We start from the raw sequence: 15,750 nt of genomic DNA on the forward strand, positions 1-15,750 counted from the left end.
TCGCCGCACACCGGCTAACCAGATGCCGCCAGGTCGATCCGCCGTCGCGGGGCTGCGCGCCGCACGCGCGGATCGATGACGTCACGCCGGCATGACGGCCGGCATGACGGCCGGCTCAGGCAAACGAGCGGCTAGCCGCCGCCGCGCGCTTGCGCAACCAGTTCATGCAGGCGAACAGCGCGATCGCGAACGCCATCAGCAGTGTGGCCACGGCAAGGATCGACGGGTCGATCTGGTCACGGATGCCGCTCCACATCTGCCGCGGCACGGTGCGCTGCTCGGGGCCGCCGATGAACAGAATGACGATCACTTCGTCGAACGATGTCGCGAACGCGAACACGCTGCCCGTTGCGACGGCGGGCGTGATCAGCGGTAGCGTGACGCGGCGAAACGCGACCCACGGCTGCGCGCCCAGGCCCGAGGCGGCGCGCAGCAGGCTTTGATCGAACGACAACAGCGAGGCCGTCACGGTGATCACCACGAACGGTGTGCCGAGCGCGGCATGCGCAAGCACGACGCCGAGATACGAATTGACCAGCCCGAGCGGCGAAAAGACCAGATAAAAACCCGCCGCGACGACCACGATAGGCACGATCATCGGCGACACGATGATCGGCATGATGATCGCGCGGTAAGGAAACTGCGCGCGGCTCAAGCCGAGCGCGGCAAGCGTGCCGAGCACCGTCGCGATCAGCGTCGACGCCGCGCCAATGCCGATGCTGTTCGCGAACGCGCGTTGCCAGTCCGGCGAACTCAGCGCCTGCGCGTACCAGCGCAGCGAGAAGCCCTGCATCGGGTACGAGAAGAACGAGCCGGAGTTGAACGACAGCGGCACGATCGCGAGGATCGGCGCGACGAGGAAAAAGAACATGAGCGCGCAATGCACGCGTAGTCCCGCGCCCGCGATGCGTTCCGACAGTAGCCGGGTTCGTACGTCTTTCATCTGAGTCTGCCTGTTGATGAACTATCCGGGTAAGCGACACGAATGAGCGTCAGTTCCGCGGCGCGTCAGCCGAAGCGCAAGCGGTCGATACCGACCAGCCGGTTGAAGATGAAATAGAACACCGCTGTAAATGCGATCAGATAGCACGACAGCGCGCCCGCGAGTCCCCAGTTCAGCTGCTCGTTGGTCTGCGACGCGATCAGCTGGCTGATCATCTCGTCGCCGGCGCCGCCTAGCAGGGCGGGGGTGATGTAATAACCGAGCGCGAGCACGAACACGAGAAAACATCCCGCGCCGACACCCGGCAGCGTTTGCGGAACATACACGCGCACGAAGGCCACGGCCGGATGCGCGCCGAGGGATTTCGCCGCGCGCATGTACACGGGCGGGACACTCTTCATCACCGAAAAGATCGCGAGGATCATGTAGGGCAGCAGGATATGCGTCATGCCGATCAACACGCCCGTGCGATTGAAAATCAGCGGCAACGGATGATCGATGAGTCCAAAGCGCAGCAACGCGCTGTTGATCACGCCACCTGGTTGCAGCAGCACGTACCAGGCGGTGGTACGCACCAGCAGCGAGGTCCAGAACGGCACGATCACGAACAGAATCAGCCGGTTGCTGTGGTTCTCCGGCAGTGTCGCGAGCAGATAGGCCACGGGGTAGCCCAGCACGAGGCACAGCAGCATGACCGTCGCGCTGATCGTGACGGTGCGCCCGAAGGCCGCGCGGAAGATCGCACTGTCCGCCGCGACGGACGTCACCGAACCATCAGGCGCGACCTGCGCGTCGACGGCGTTCAGCAAATAGTCGGGCGTGGGCGAGATCGATGCGCGCTTCAGGAGCCGCCAGGTTTCCTGTGTGTTCCAGCGTTCGTCCAGGTCGATCAGCGCGGGTTTCCATTGCGCGGGCGTCTCCGAACGGGTGGCACGCGCCGTCTTGAACAGCAGGCTGCGGAATTCCGGCTGATAGAAGTTCATGCGCCGCGCGATATTGCCGAGCTGGCCGGACTCGCTCGCGTCCTTCAGGTCGTGCGCAAGGGCGGCAAAGGCCGGTTCGCCGGGTAGGCCCGCGCCGTCCCATCCGGCCAGCGCCGCGCTCAACTGCGGCATGCCGGTGCGCACTTCGGGGTTTCGCACGCTGCGCGCGAGCAGGCTCGCGATCGGCGCAACGAACGTCACCAGCAGAAAGATCAGCAACGGCAAAGCCAGCAGCAACGCGCGCATCGCGGCCTTGCGGCGCGCGGCGCGGAACGACTCGCGGTTCGCGGCCTGCGGGCCGCGGCCAAAAGGGGCGGTGGATGGCAGCGGCGTGTTCATCGTGCTCGATCTCTCGGGTGACGTTCGTTCGGTCTGGCGTTACTGCGTCAGCCAGTTCTGGAACCGCTTGTTGATCGCATCCGCGTTGTCGGCCCAGAACGTCGCGTTGATTTGCAGCGGACGCTTGAAGTTCTCCGGTGCGGTCGGCAGATCGTTCAGACGCGCTTTGTCGATCAGCGGAATGGCGTCCTTACGCGGCGGCGCGTACGCGATGTACTTCGACAGGTCCGCATAGGCCTGCGGCGTCGACGATGCGACGATGAACTTCTGCGCCGCGTCGGCATGCTTCGCGCCGTTGACCACGGCCCACCATTCGTAGTCGTACACCTGCGCATCCCAGACGATCTTGAAGGGCTTCTTGTCCTTGTGCACGGCGTCGTCGATGCGGCCGTTGTACGCCTGCGTCATCACGACCGCGCCGTCGGCGAGCAGCTGCGGCGCCTGCGCACCCGCCTCCCACCAGACGATGCTCGACTTGATCGTGTCGAGCTTCTTGAACGCGCGGTCGACGCCGGCAGGCGTGGAGAGCGTCTTGTACACATCCTTGGGCGCCACGCCATCGGCGATCAACGCCCATTCCATCGCGACCTTCGGCGACTTGCGCATGCCGCGTTTGCCCGGGTACTTGTTCAGGTCGAAGAAATCGTTGATCGTGGTCGGCGCGGATTTCAGCTTGCTGGTGTCGTACGCATAGACGGTGGACCACACCATCGCGCTGACGGCGCAATCACTGATCGAGCCCGGCAGGAAGTCGCTGGTGTTGCCGAGCATCTTCTTGTCGAACTTGGCGATCAGGCCTTCGTCGCATGCGGTGATCGCGTCGTTGGTTTCGAGGTCGATCAGATCCCAGGTCGGGTTCTTCGATTGCTCCATGGCCTGCAGCTTGGCGAGGCCGCCATCGTAGGACTCGGAGGAGAACTGATTGCCGGTCTTCGCGGTGAACGGTTCGAACCATGCTTTCTTCGCGGCAGCTTCATACGCACCGCCGAAGGTGACGACGGAAATCGTATCGGCCGCGTGTACCGTGGCTGTGGCAAACACCCCGAGCGCGCACGCCGCGAAGGTGGTCCGGAAGGTCGAGAAGGTGGTCTTCATTTCTAGTTGGCTCCTGCGATAAGTGGCGAGGCGGACGAGGGAACGGCAACAGTGGAATAGTCGGCGCCGCCGGACCCGGCGGCGGATTGCGGCGCGGCCGCCATGGCGGGCAGCACCTTGCAGTCGTCGCGTCGCCAGGTCACGGCGGTCTCGCGGCCGAGTGCGGGCAGATCATGGTGCTGTGTGTTCGGCACCTTGACGACCATGCTTTCGCCATGGCCGAGCTTCAGATGCACGCGATGATGATCGCCGCAGTAGACGAGTTCCTCGACCAGCGCGTGCACGACGTTCATGTTCTGCCGCGTCGCTTCCTGCACGGCGTCCGGCGTCGCGGCGATGTGCGCGCGCTCGGGACGCAGCGCCAGCACCGCGGTGTCGCCCGACGCGAGCCCGACGCCTGGGCGTCCGCACACGGTGCTGCCGTCGGCGAGCTGCATCGCGGCCCATTCCCCGCCGCCGGAATTGACGCGGCCCGTCAGTCCATTGTTCTCGCCGACGAAATTGGCCACGAACGCATTCGCCGCGTTTTCGTAGAGTTCGGTCGGTGCGGCGGCCTGCTGGATGCGTCCATCGGAAAAGACGGCGACGCGGTCCGACATCGTCAACGCTTCGTTCTGGTCGTGGGTGACGTAGACGATCGTCAGCGACAGTTCGCGATGCAGCCGCATGATTTCGTATTGCATGGTTTCACGCAGGCGCTTGTCGAGCGCGCCGAGCGGCTCGTCCATCAGCACCACGCTCGGCTCGAAAACCAGCGCGCGGGCGAGCGCGACGCGCTGCTGCTGGCCACCCGACAGTTGCGACGGACGCCGCCCCGCCAGATGCGACAACTCCACCATGTCGAGCACGCGCATCACGCGCGTTTTCTGTTCGCTGCGGCTTACCTTGCGCACCGACAGCGGGAACGCGACGTTCTCGGCAATCGTCATGTGCGGGAACAGCGCATAGTTCTGAAACACCATGCCGATATCGCGCCGGTGCGGCGGCTTGTCGTCCAGCCGCTTGCCGGCGAGGCGGATTTCGCCGCGCGTCGGCGATTCGAACCCCGCCAGCATCATCAGTGTCGTGGTCTTGCCGGAACCGGACGGACCGAGCAGCGAAACGAATTCACCGTGCGCGACGTCGAGATCGAGTCCCTCGACGACGCTATGCACGCCGTCGTATGACTTACTGACGCCGTCGAACGAAATAAATGGTTGGCTTGACATGGGCAACTCGGCAGAGTGTTGGCGGTCGGCGTGAGGCGGCGATTTCACGGTGCGCCCACGTGTCCCGCCAGATAGCGGGCGAAGTCGTAATTCGGCCGTTCCAGCGGGCTCAGATGGCCGGGCTTCGCGAGTGGCGCGTGCACGCCGCGAAATACCGCCTCGACGCCGCGCCGGTCCTCGGCGTTCACTTCGTCGAGCAGCGTCTTCAGCGTGGCCATGTATTCGGCGGCGCGCGGATCGTCGACGAATTCCGGTGCGAGGCCGCCGCCAAAGCGGATATGCACGCGGCCGACGCCTCGCGGCTGCAGGATCAGATACCAGAAGTATCCCGGCGTCAGCGTGATCAGGTGGGTCGGGTAGATCGCCAGCAGCGCGGTGGTCCGGCGCCAATGGCCCTGCAGACGCGTGTTGGCCGGATGCGCGTTGCCGATCGGCAGCGACGCTTCCTTGGTGATCCAGTGATAGTTGAACGCGGGCAAACCCGGCGGACATTCCATTTCTTCGAGCTTCGAGTGCGGTCCGACCGTTGCGCGATGCAGCATCGGCAAGTGGTAGCTCTCCATGAAATTTTCCGCGAGGATCTTCCAGTTGGTGTCCCACACATGCTCTTCGTGGAAGGTCTCGACGTAGTCGCTCATGCCGTACGGCTCGATCAGCGTCGTCAGTCCGGACAAATGTGATTCCACCGCGGGCGCGTGCTGGTTGAGCGTGACGTAGATCCAGCCTTGCCACGTTTCGCAGCGCAACGCAGGCAGCCTGTATTGCTCCTTGCAGAAGCCCGGCTGCTGATCCATCAACGGCGCGCCGGCGAGCGAACCGTCGAGCGTGTAGTTCCATGCGTGATACGGGCACACGATCCGGCGCACGTTGCCGCGCCCTTCGAGCAATACCGACATCCGGTGCAGGCAAACGTTCGAGAATGCGCGCAACGCACCGCTCGCATCGCGCAGCACGACCACAGGCTGGTCGTCGATCTGCGCGGTCAGATAGTCGCCGCTCTTTGCCAGCGCGCTCTCGCGGCCCACGCATAACCACTCGTTGCGAAACACGTCGCGCTGTTCGAGCGCGAGAAACGCCTCCGACGTGTAGACGGCCGGCGGCATTGCGTGTGCATCCTCGAACGGACGCTCGCAGTTCTCGCGCAGCGCGCGAACGATGTCGAGTTCAATGTCCGTCAACTGAAGAATGGCTTGCATAGGGGCCCCCCATCAGTGTGTGCATCCGATGAGCACCAATCTAACAATCCAAATTGCTAGGTAAAATATTGTTTTTGCATGCAGTGCATAGGCCAAGCCTATGCGGTGACGCTTTCCGGGCTGCTAACCAATGTGTAGGCGCCGAATATACGTTTCACAGAATGCGGAGAAGCGTTTAACGACCTCACGCGGCTTGACGGCGCCCGATAGTGCAATGCCAAGCGTCGTCGCATTGACGCTTTCCTTGAAATGTTTAATCACGAAGTCTTCGCCGTCGACCGTTCGGGTCGACTTCAGCGGGAAGTTGAGTATGCTGTAACCCAAGCCGTTGGCGACCATGCCACGCACCACTTCAGGCTGTGACGAGCGGAAAGCGGCGGTAGGGCGGCTGCCGACCGCATCGAACAGCGCGGAGAAGTACTCGCGGCTATGCGGAAGGTCCAGCATCACATAGGGCTCGGGCAGCAGATCGGCCAGCGACACCTTGCGTGCCCGCGCCAACCGATGTGTTTTAGGCAGGATGGCATACGGTGGCAGCGAAAGCAGCGGGGTAAACGCGATTCCATCGGTGATATCGAGGCTGTAGGTCAGCGCGATATCGAGCGAGCCGTCGTGCAGGCCGCTCAGGAGCGTGTCCTGATGCGCTTCCGTGGTACGGAAGGTGATCGCCGAATAATCCTGCACGAAGCGGCTGATGATGCCGGGCATCAATGGCGGAGCCAGCGACACCATGCAGCCCAGCGAGATGGAGCCCGACATGCCGCCGTCGATTTCCTTCGCGGTCAGCTGCAATTCTTCGGCGTTCTGAAGCAGATTGCGAGCGTGGCCCAGCAGATCGCGGCCCGGTTGCGTGAGGGACAGCCCGCTCGCGTGATGGCGGATGAACAACTGAACGCCGAACGATTCCTCCAGATCCGCGAGCGCCGTCGAGATGGACGGTTGCGAAATGTGCAGGCGCTTTGCCGCGGCGGTGAACGATAGCGTCTCGGCCGTGACGACGAAATACCTGAGCTGACGCAACGAGTAGCGTATCGAGTTGCCGTCCATCAGTTGCTCCGTGATCGGTCGAATCGATTGTCGCTCGCCAATTGTCGATTGCATAGCGAAAAACGATGCAAAGCATTTTTAAAATATAGTTTTTGTTGCTTGCCGCGCGGCGTACATTCTGTCCGACCGAGACGGGACGTGCTGTGACGCGCCGTAGTCGGGTGCTGGTTCGAACGCGAACACAGCAAACGTCACCGCGTCTCGACGGCGCATCGCGTCATGCGTCATGGAAGAGAGAGAACCTAATCCAGACCGCTTTTCAGAAGGAGCAGGCCATGGCGGCTGAAAAATTGTCGATCGACACGCTGGTCATAGGCGCGGGTCAGGCGGGCGTGGCAATCAGTGAACACCTGAGCAAACTCGGCGTGCCTCATCTCGTGCTGGAGCGCGACCGCATCGCCGAACGCTGGCGTACCTGCCGCTGGGATTCGCTGGTCGCCAATGGTCCCGCCTGGCACGACCGCTTCCCTAATATGGAGTTCGAAGGACTCGATCCCGATGGCTTCGCCGGCAAGGATCAGGTCGCCGAGTACTTCGAGGCCTATGCGCGCAAGTTCAATGCGCCGATTCGCACAGGGGTCGAAGTCACCAGCGTCGAGCGTCTGACAGGCCGGGCAGGATTTGCGATCGTCACGTCTGACGGCACGATCGAAGCTAGTCGCGTGGTCGTCGCGACGGGGCCGTTCCAGCGTCCCGTCATTCCCCCCATCGCGCCACCGGACGGCGATCTCACGCAGCTTCATTCGGCCCACTATCGGAACCCGGCGCAACTGCCCGAAGGCGCGGTGCTCGTGGTTGGCGCGGGGTCGTCCGGCGTGCAGATCGCGGACGAACTGCAACGCGCGGGCCGCAAGGTTTATCTGTCCGTCGGTGCGCATGACCGTCCACCGCGCGCCTATCGCGGTCGCGATTTCTGCTGGTGGCTGGGTGTACTCGGCGAATGGGACAAGGAAGTCGCCGTGCCGGGACGCGAGCACGTGACCATCGCGGTCAGCGGCGCATACGGCGGCCAGACCATCGATTTTCGCCGGCTCGCGCATCAGGGCATGACGCTCGTCGGCACGACGAAATCGTTCGCGAATGGCGTCGTGACCTTCGAACCGGATCTCGCCGCCAATCTGAAGCGTGGCGACGAAAACCTGCTGTCGCTACTCGCCGCCGCCGACGCCTATATCGAGCGCAACGGCGTCGACCTGCCGGAAGACCCCGACGCACGCGTGATTCCCCCAGACCCGGAGTGCGTGACGCATCCGCTGCCTGAACTGGATCTGAAGCAGGCTGGAGTGAGCACGATCATCTGGGCCACTGGCTATGCGGTCGACTTCAGCTGGCTGCACGTGAACGCGTTCGACGACAAGGGCAAGCCGCAGCATCAGCGCGGCGTATCGAAGGAGCCCGGCGTGTATTTCCTCGGCTTGCCGTGGTTGTCGCGGCGCGCGTCGTCGTTCATCTGGGGCGTGTGGCACGACGCGAAGCACATCGCCGATCACATCGTCACGCAGCGCAAATACCTCGCGTATCGCGATGCGTCGCAGCGTCGGCAGGACACGCGCGGCATGCATGATGCGAATACGACCGATACCGCGTGCGACGAATCGCACGCGCCGAAGACCAAAGAAGTGGGAGTGAACTGATGCCTACGCATACCCGGATCCGCATGTTCAATACGAAGGATACCTACCCGAACCAGACGCTCGACAACGATCTTTGCCAGGCGGTTCGCGCGGGCAATACGGTGTATGTGCGCGGCCAGGTCGGTACCGATTTCGACGGCAACCTGATCGGTCTCGGCGATCCACGCGCGCAAGCCGAGCAGGCGATGAAGAACGTCAAGCAGCTTCTCGAGGAAGCGGGCAGTGACATGTCGCATATCGTCAAGACGACGACCTACATCATCGATCCGCGTTATCGCGAGCCGGTGTATCAGGAAGTCGGCAAGTGGCTGAAGGGCGTCTATCCGATTTCGACGGGGCTCTGCGTCAGCGCGCTCGGCCAGCCGCAATGGCTGATGGAAATCGACGTGATCGCCGTGATTCCGGACAACTGGAAGCCTGCTCAACCGTAAGGAACGACCCATGACATTCTCCATCGTCGGACGTTGTGGCAAGACCGGTCAGCTCGGTATCGCGATCAGTTCGTCGAGCATTGCCGTGGGTGCGCGGTGCCCGTGGGCGCGCGCGGGCGTCGGTGTGGTGGCGACGCAGAACGTGACGTTGCCCGCGCTCGGGCCGCGGATTCTCGATCTGCTGGAAAGCGAGCGTATCGCGGCGGATGCGGCGCTCGAACGGGCGCTAGGCGCGAGCGAATGGAGCGAATACCGGCAGGTGACGGTGGTGGACAGCGAGGGTCGAACCGCGATGTTCACCGGCAAGGAAGCGCTCGGCGTGCATCACGCCGTCGCGGGAGATCAGTGCGTGGCAGCGGGTAATCTGCTCGCCGACAAGCCGGTGATCGACGCGATGGTGAAAGCGTTCGAGAGCGCACAAGGCGCGCTCGCCGATCGTTTGCTGCACGCGATGTATGCGGCCGTCGAAGCCGGCGGAGAAGCCGGGCCCGTGCATTCGGCGGCGCTGAAGATCGTCGATACGGCGGTCTGGCCGGTCGTCGATCTGCGTGTCGATTGGGCGGATGACGATCCGATCGGCAAACTCGACGCGCTGTGGCAAGCGTATCGTCCGCAGATGCAGGACTACATCGCGCGCGCGTTGAATCCAACCGCGGCGCCGAGCTACGGAGTGCCCGGCGATGAGTGAGCTGTCGAGCCGCGCGTTGCTCGAACGGCTGATCGGTTTTGCGACCGTCAGCCGCGACTCCAATCTGGAACTGATCGGGTTCGTACAGCAATACCTCGCGGATCTAGGGGTGGACAGCGAGCTATTCCATAACGCCGAGCGCACCAAGGCTAACCTGTTCGCCACCATCGGTCCGCGAGACCGTGGTGGCATCGTGCTGTCCGGGCATACCGATGTGGTGCCCGTCGACGGTCAGGCATGGACCGTGGACCCGTTTCGTCTCACCGAGAAAGAAGGGCGTCTGTACGGGCGCGGCACGGCCGACATGAAGGGCTACCTCGCGTCCGTGCTGGCGGCGCTGCCCGCTTTGCTGAAGCTGAAGCTCGAAGTGCCGGTGCATGTCGCGTTTTCATATGACGAGGAAGTGGGCTGTCTCGGTGTGCGGCCGATGCTGACTGAACTCGAAAAGCGTGTACATAAGCCGCGTATGTGTCTGATTGGCGAGCCGACCGAACTGAAGCCTGTGCTCGGCCACAAGAGCAAGCTCGCGATGCGCTGTCACGTGAAGGGCGCGGCATGTCATTCCGCGTACGCGCCACACGGCGTCAACGCGATTCAATACGCGGCGCGGCTGATCAACCGGCTGGAACAGATCGGCGACGAACTCGCGCAGCCGCAACATCACGACGCGCGTTTCGATCCACCGTTCTCGACTGTGCAAACAGGTGTCATCAAGGGCGGACGCGCGCTGAATATCGTTCCCGCCGAATGCGAGTTCGATTTCGAAGTGCGCGGCGTGCCGGGCTTCGATCCCAACGTGGTGGCGGACAAACTGCAAACCTACGCGGCAGCCGAATTACTGCCGAAGATGCGCGCGGTGCAGCCCGATACCGATGTCCGTGTGCAGATGCTGAATGCCTATCCCGGACTGGCGACTTCGCCCGACAGCGACGCGGCACGTCTGCTCGCGATGTTGAGCGGGTCGACGGAATACGAAACGGTGGCCTTCGGCACGGAAGGCGGCCTGTTCACACAGGCGGGCATTCCGACCGTGGTCTGTGGACCCGGCAGCATGGACCAGGGCCACAAGCCGGATGAGTTCATCACGATCGAACAACTGAACCGGTGCGACGCGATGTTCGCTCGCCTCGCTGAACATCTTGGCAGCGTGAGGTAGCCTGCGCGGCCCGGGTGCAAATCGGGCGTGAGCGGTTCATCAGCAGATGTGCTCTGGCGCTTCAAGCACGAAGTGCGCGACTTCGATCCGGGTCGACAATCAGGACTCCGGCGGGCTGACGATACAATGCCGTTATGTTCAACCCGCCCCGCCCGGGCGAAACGCTCGTCGATCGCCGCGAGCGAACGACCGGTCGCTGCGATAGCTCCCGGCAAGTGAGGTCTTCATGCCCAGGCGTCTTTTCCGCGCTGCGGCGATCGACAGGAATCGGTTTGTGGCGTTGTATGCGTTCATCGCTGCAGCGCTTCTGGTTTCGGCCGCATTCTTCATATATGACGCGACGATCATCCTCGCCGACCGAACGCAAGACGACACATCTGTCGCTGTGCTGGAAGCCGATAATCGCGTCCTGCACGATCTGGAGAATCTCGAGACGGGGCAACGCGGCTACCTGCTGACAGGCGACGACAACTACCTGCAACCGTACCGGTTCGCGGTGCGCGATCTGGACGACGCAGTGCTGCGACTGCACCAACTGGTCGCTACCGATCCGCGCTCGACGGCGTTGGTCGGTCGCATCGAGCGCGCGAAGAATGACAAGGTGATGGAGATCGGCCGCACGCTCGATCTCGCGCGCAACGGCAACCGCGAGGCTGCGCTGGCACTCGTGCAAACGAACGAAGGCAAGCGCTATATGGACGCGCTGCGCGACGACCTGGGCGTCCTCCTGCAGAACTGGCGCGAGGTCCGTCGTGTTGCGGTGCTCGATGTCGACAGACGGGTCGTACTCGGGGCCACGGCGCTCGCGGTCATTGCGGTCCTCGTTTGCTGTCTGCTCGTCTACTCCCTTTTCGTTCAGCGACGCGCGTTCGCGCTGGTCCACGCTTACACGGATGTCATCAGCCGACGCGCCACGAGGGACGCCTTGACCGGACTTCCGAACCGCCGACAATTGCTTTCCACCCTCGACGCGCTCGCTGCGGAGGCGCAAGTGCTTCCCAGGCGGATCGCGTTGCTCTATCTGGACATGGACGGATTCAAGGCCGTCAACGACACGCTCGGTCATACGGCCGGCGATGCCGTCCTGAGGGCATTGGCACGCGCACTTCGAGCGTCGACGCGTGAAGGGGATCTGTTAGTGAGAATCGGCGGCGACGAATTCGTGATGGTGTCGTTCGATTTCGACGACGATGAACAGTTGCGCGAGCTGGCGACGCGGTTGGCTGCTAGCGTTAGTCAGGTCGGAGCGGAGGAGTCGAATGGCTGTTTTTCGATCGGCGTGAGTATTGGCATCGCAACTTACCCGGACGGCGTGGATTCGATTGAAGAATTGCTGGACGCCGCCGACGCGGCAATGTATGAGGCCAAGCGAGCAGGTCGCACTCCCTATGCGTTTGCGCGACGAGATGCAAAAAAGAACGTCATCAGTCTGCACCGTCGCTGATTTCTTACGTTTCCCGCTTGCTGCGCCCATACAGGAGCAACATCGCCGCTATCACCACGCCGTAGATGATCTGACGCCCGGCCTCCGGCATCTGCGCGACCGAAAGGATCGACTGCAGCAGCGTGATCAGGATCGCGCCAGCCACCGTGCCGAGGTATGAGCCCCGTCCACCCAGAATCGACGTGCCGCCGAGCACGACTGCCGCGATCGCAGGTAATAGATAGGCATCGCCCATCGACTGCGCCGCCTTCGACGCGTAACCGGCGAGTAATACGCCACCGAACGCCGCGAACCCGCTGCACACTGCGAATGCGGCCACGGTGACGAGCCGCGTATCGATGCCGGACAGATACGCCGCGCGCTCGGTATTGCCGATCGCGTACAGCGTGCGGCCAAAGGTCGTACGCGACAGCAGGAACACGGTGGCGCCGCCGATCACCACCCACAGCGCGACGGCATTGGGCACGCCCGGCACGAGCCAGCCCGCCGCGAGCCAGCGCATCACTTCCGGCGCGGAATCCTGCGGCGACGATCCTCCGGTATAGACGATCATGATGCCCTGCGCGACCGCATTGGTCGCGAGCGTCGCGATCATCGACGGAATGCGCAGCAGCGCGACGAGGATGCCGTTGACGATGCCGATCAGCACGCCGCAACCGATCCCGACCGGTATCGCGAGGATTCGTCCGAGTTCGCCGTGCCCCGCGACCGCGCACGCCATCATCGCGCCGACGGTGATGGTCCACGGCAGCGACAGGTCGATGTGGCCGAGCAGGATCACCATCATCAGGCCGGTCGCGATGATGCCGAGGAACGCGCCGACCTTCAGCTGCAGCAGGATGTACTCCGGCGACGTGAAGTTGCGCGAAAACATGCCGCCGACGAGCAGCAGCGCGACGATGCACGCGAACGCGATCACGATCGGTTTGTCGATTCTGCGCGTGAGCCGCGACACGAACGTGGTCCGGCCGGTTGCCGAAACGTGGCTCATTGAAACCACTCCAGACGGTTGCGTACCCTGAACAGCCCGCACGCGCCGATCGCGACGGCCAGCAGAAGAATCACGCCCTGAAATAGCGGCTGCCACAGCGCATCGACGTTGAACACGAACAGCAGGTCGCCAATCGAGCGGAACGCGAATGCGCCGAAGATCGCACCGATCGCGCTGCCCTTGCCGCCGAGCAGCGACACGCCGCCTATCACCACCGCGGCGATCGAAAACAGCGTGTACGAGTTGGCGCTGCCGAGGCTCGCTTCGCCGGTGTCGGTGAAGAACGTCAGAAACAGGCCGCCGATCGCGGCGAGCAGGCCGGCCAGCGTATAGCTCGCGAACTTCGCGCGGCGGATCGGCATGCCGGACAGAAACGCCGCGGGTTCGGACGAGCCGGTCGCGTACGCCGCGCGCCCGAGCGCCGAGCGCTTGAAAGGAATCCAGACGATCACCGTCGCCGCGAGCAGAATCAGCAAGCTCGCCGGCAGCACACCGGCGACCTTGCCGGTCAGTGCGTCGGCGAGGTCCTCGTTGATCGAGCCGCCGGGCACGGGACGCAGCAGCAGGGCCAGTCCGTAGTAGACCGCGCCGGTGGCGATCGTCGTCACGATTGGCTGCAGCCGGCCGAAAATGATGATCACGCCGTTCAGCGCGCCGCACAGCGCGCCCGCCGCGATTACGCCGGCGATGCCGAGAGCGCTGTGCAGCGCACCGCCGGTGACGATCCACGAGCCGATGCAATTCGTCAGCACCAGCGTCATGCCGATCGACAGGTCGATCCCGGCCGTCAGCACGACGAGCGCTTGCCCCATCGAGACGAGCGCGAGCAGCACCGCCTTGTTCGCCGCCGTCTGAAACACGTTGGCCGACAACGTCGACGGATAGTTGAACAGGTAGATGGCGAACATCAGCACGAACAGGCCGAACGCGAACACCGCCCCGCGATTCTCCGCATACCAGTAACGCAGCCCGCTCATGGCGCGACTCCCGTGGAAGACGAAATCTGTCCGACGGGCAGGTCGAGCGCGCTGGCAATCAGGTTCTGCTCGGTGATCGCCGGGCCGACGAGTTCCTTCTTGATCCTGCCCTCGTACAGCACGAGCACGCGATCGCAGCAGCCGATCAGCTCGTCGTAGTCGGTCGAATAGAACAGAACCGCGGCGCCTTCGTCGGCGAGGCGCCTGAGCAGCTGATAGAGTTCCTGCTTGGTGCCGACGTCGATACCGCGCGTCGGGTCGCTGAGCAGCAGGATCCTCGGCTGGCGGATCAGCCACTTCGCGATCACCACCTTCTGCTGGTTGCCGCCCGACAGCGAGCCCACGGGCGCGTCGAGGCTGAACGACTTGATCGCCAGCAGCTCCATCGCCCGGTCGACGAGCGCCTGCTGACGGTCGCGATCGATTACGCCGACGGTGGACATGCGATCGAGCGCGGCAAACGACAGGTTCTCGCGGACCGACATCGGCAGCATCAGGCCCTCGGTCTTGCGGTCCTCCGGTATCAGCGCCATGCCGATTCCGTTGGCACGCGCGGCCATCGGGCTGCCGATCGACACCGCTTTGCCGTCGATCTCGATCTCGCCCGCGCAACCGCGCAACACGCCGAACAATGCGAGCAGCAGTTCGCGCTGGCCTTGTCCGTCGAGGCCGCCCAGTCCGAGGATTTCACCGGGCTGCAACGAAAAGCTGATGCCTTGCAGCGTGTCGCTCCACGCGAGATCGCGACAGGCGAGAGCCGGGGCGGCGCTGCGGTCGTCCGCGGGGTTGGTCGCGGGGTTCGCCGCTGGTTTGGCCGCTGGTTTGGCCGCGGGTTTGTCAGGAAAGGCATGCTGGTATTTCCGGCCGATCATCATCTCGACGACCTCATTGTCGGAGCGCGTGCCCGCCTCGAAGCTCATCACGTGACGGCCGTTGCGATAGACCGTGCATTCGTCCGCGAGCGCCTTCACCTCGTGCATCCGATGCGAGATGAACAGCAGCGCGAGCCCTTCTTCGCGCAGGCGCTTGAGCACCTCGATCACGCGCGCGACGTCGGCCGCGGTCAGCGCCGAGGTGGCTTCGTCGAGGATCAGGATGCGCGGCGCGTGGGCCAGCCCCTTCGCAAGCTCGACCATCTGCTGGCGCGACAGCGGCAGGTCGCGGACTTTCGCGAGCGGATTGATGTCGGCGGCGCCCGCCCGAGCGAGCGCCTCCTCGGCCTGGCGGCGCTGCGTGCGGCGGTCGATCATGCCGAAACGTCGCGGCGGGTTCGCAGCGAAGATGTTGTCCGCCACGCTCAGGTCGGGGATCAGCGACAGCTCCTGATACACGCAGACGATGCCGGCCGCGTTCGCCTCGGCCGGCGACGCGAACGAGACCTCCCGGCCATCGAAGTGCATCGTGCCCTCGTCCGGCTGCACGACGCCGGACATCACCTTCAGCAACGTGGACTTGCCCGCGCCGTTCTCGCCGAGGATCGCGTGAATGCGGCCCCGGCGCACCGTGAGCTCGGCGTGATCCAGCGCGACCGCGCCGCCGTAGCTTTTCGACACGCCAGACATCTGAAAGAACGGCTGCTTTGCATCCTGCAGCATGCTTCGTCTCCCGTCACATCCCG

14 protein-coding genes are annotated in these 15,750 nt (G+C 63.8%); 5 read left to right on the top strand and 9 right to left on the bottom strand.

Translation table 11 applies throughout. The features are described from left to right. Window positions 1-115 precede the first annotated feature (115 nt). The 6 genes from L0U84_RS39100 to L0U84_RS39125 form a co-directional block, all read right to left on the bottom strand. The gene (locus tag L0U84_RS39100; RefSeq protein WP_233858885.1) at window positions 116-943 is read right to left on the bottom strand and encodes an ABC transporter permease; all 828 of its coding nucleotides are present in this window, start codon (window positions 941-943) and stop codon (window positions 116-118) included. A gap of 65 nt (window positions 944-1,008) precedes the next feature. Beyond that, window positions 1,009-2,265: an ABC transporter permease gene (locus L0U84_RS39105; RefSeq protein ID WP_233858887.1), complete on the bottom strand. Its 1,257-nt coding sequence runs from the start codon at window positions 2,263-2,265 to the stop codon at window positions 1,009-1,011. A gap of 39 nt (window positions 2,266-2,304) precedes the next feature. Then, entirely contained in the window at window positions 2,305-3,360 is a 1,056-nt protein-coding gene (locus L0U84_RS39110; RefSeq protein ID WP_233858889.1) for an ABC transporter substrate-binding protein, read from the bottom strand. Between the two features lie 2 nt (window positions 3,361-3,362). Continuing rightward, window positions 3,363-4,568, bottom strand: coding sequence for an ABC transporter ATP-binding protein (locus L0U84_RS39115; protein WP_233858891.1), 1,206 nt, complete (start codon window positions 4,566-4,568; stop codon window positions 3,363-3,365). Window positions 4,569-4,612: 44 nt separating this feature from the next. Continuing rightward, on the bottom strand, window positions 4,613-5,764 hold the full coding sequence (locus tag L0U84_RS39120) for an SRPBCC family protein (RefSeq protein ID WP_233858899.1): 1,152 nt from the start codon (window positions 5,762-5,764) through the stop codon (window positions 4,613-4,615). Window positions 5,765-5,887: 123 nt separating this feature from the next. Then, entirely contained in the window at window positions 5,888-6,811 is a 924-nt protein-coding gene (locus L0U84_RS39125) for a LysR family transcriptional regulator (protein WP_233858901.1), read from the bottom strand. 275 nt (window positions 6,812-7,086) lie between these two features. On the opposite strand from L0U84_RS39125, the gene L0U84_RS39130 reads away from it, so the two are divergent. From L0U84_RS39130 to L0U84_RS39150, 5 genes are all read left to right on the top strand, one after another. Beyond that, window positions 7,087-8,445, top strand: a complete 1,359-nt coding sequence (locus L0U84_RS39130; protein ID WP_233858903.1) for a flavin-containing monooxygenase — start codon at window positions 7,087-7,089, stop codon at window positions 8,443-8,445. Beyond that, the gene (locus tag L0U84_RS39135; RefSeq protein ID WP_233858905.1) at window positions 8,445-8,876 is read left to right on the top strand and encodes a RidA family protein; all 432 of its coding nucleotides are present in this window, start codon (window positions 8,445-8,447) and stop codon (window positions 8,874-8,876) included. Before L0U84_RS39130 ends, L0U84_RS39135 begins: the two co-directional genes overlap by 1 nt. 10 nt (window positions 8,877-8,886) lie before the next feature. Further along, window positions 8,887-9,564, top strand: coding sequence for a DUF1028 domain-containing protein (locus tag L0U84_RS39140; RefSeq protein ID WP_233858907.1), 678 nt, complete (start codon window positions 8,887-8,889; stop codon window positions 9,562-9,564). Continuing rightward, window positions 9,557-10,720: an acetylornithine deacetylase gene (argE, locus tag L0U84_RS39145; protein ID WP_233858909.1), complete on the top strand. Its 1,164-nt coding sequence runs from the start codon at window positions 9,557-9,559 to the stop codon at window positions 10,718-10,720. Before L0U84_RS39140 ends, argE begins: the two co-directional genes overlap by 8 nt. 274 nt (window positions 10,721-10,994) lie before the next feature. Then, the gene (locus tag L0U84_RS39150) at window positions 10,995-12,164 is read left to right on the top strand and encodes a diguanylate cyclase (RefSeq protein WP_233858911.1); all 1,170 of its coding nucleotides are present in this window, start codon (window positions 10,995-10,997) and stop codon (window positions 12,162-12,164) included. A 4-nt stretch (window positions 12,165-12,168) separates the two neighbouring features. Here L0U84_RS39150 and L0U84_RS39155 read toward each other — a convergent pair whose 3' ends face one another. Genes L0U84_RS39155 through L0U84_RS39165 form a run of 3 tightly spaced genes read right to left on the bottom strand, consistent with a single transcriptional unit; the run spans window position 12,169 to window position 15,727 of the window. Beyond that, window positions 12,169-13,155 (bottom strand): ABC transporter permease, encoded by a 987-nt coding sequence (locus tag L0U84_RS39155; RefSeq protein WP_233858912.1) that lies wholly within the window; start codon window positions 13,153-13,155, stop codon window positions 12,169-12,171. Beyond that, window positions 13,152-14,132, bottom strand: a complete 981-nt coding sequence (locus L0U84_RS39160; RefSeq protein WP_233858913.1) for an ABC transporter permease — start codon at window positions 14,130-14,132, stop codon at window positions 13,152-13,154. Before L0U84_RS39160 ends, L0U84_RS39155 begins: the two co-directional genes overlap by 4 nt. Further along, window positions 14,129-15,727, bottom strand: a complete 1,599-nt coding sequence (locus tag L0U84_RS39165) for a sugar ABC transporter ATP-binding protein (RefSeq protein ID WP_233858914.1) — start codon at window positions 15,725-15,727, stop codon at window positions 14,129-14,131. The genes L0U84_RS39160 and L0U84_RS39165 overlap by 4 nt, the downstream gene beginning before the upstream one ends. Window positions 15,728-15,750: the final 23 nt, after the last annotated feature.

This window comes from Paraburkholderia sp. HD33-4, assembly GCF_021390635.1.
GTDB lineage: Bacteria > Pseudomonadota > Gammaproteobacteria > Burkholderiales > Burkholderiaceae > Paraburkholderia.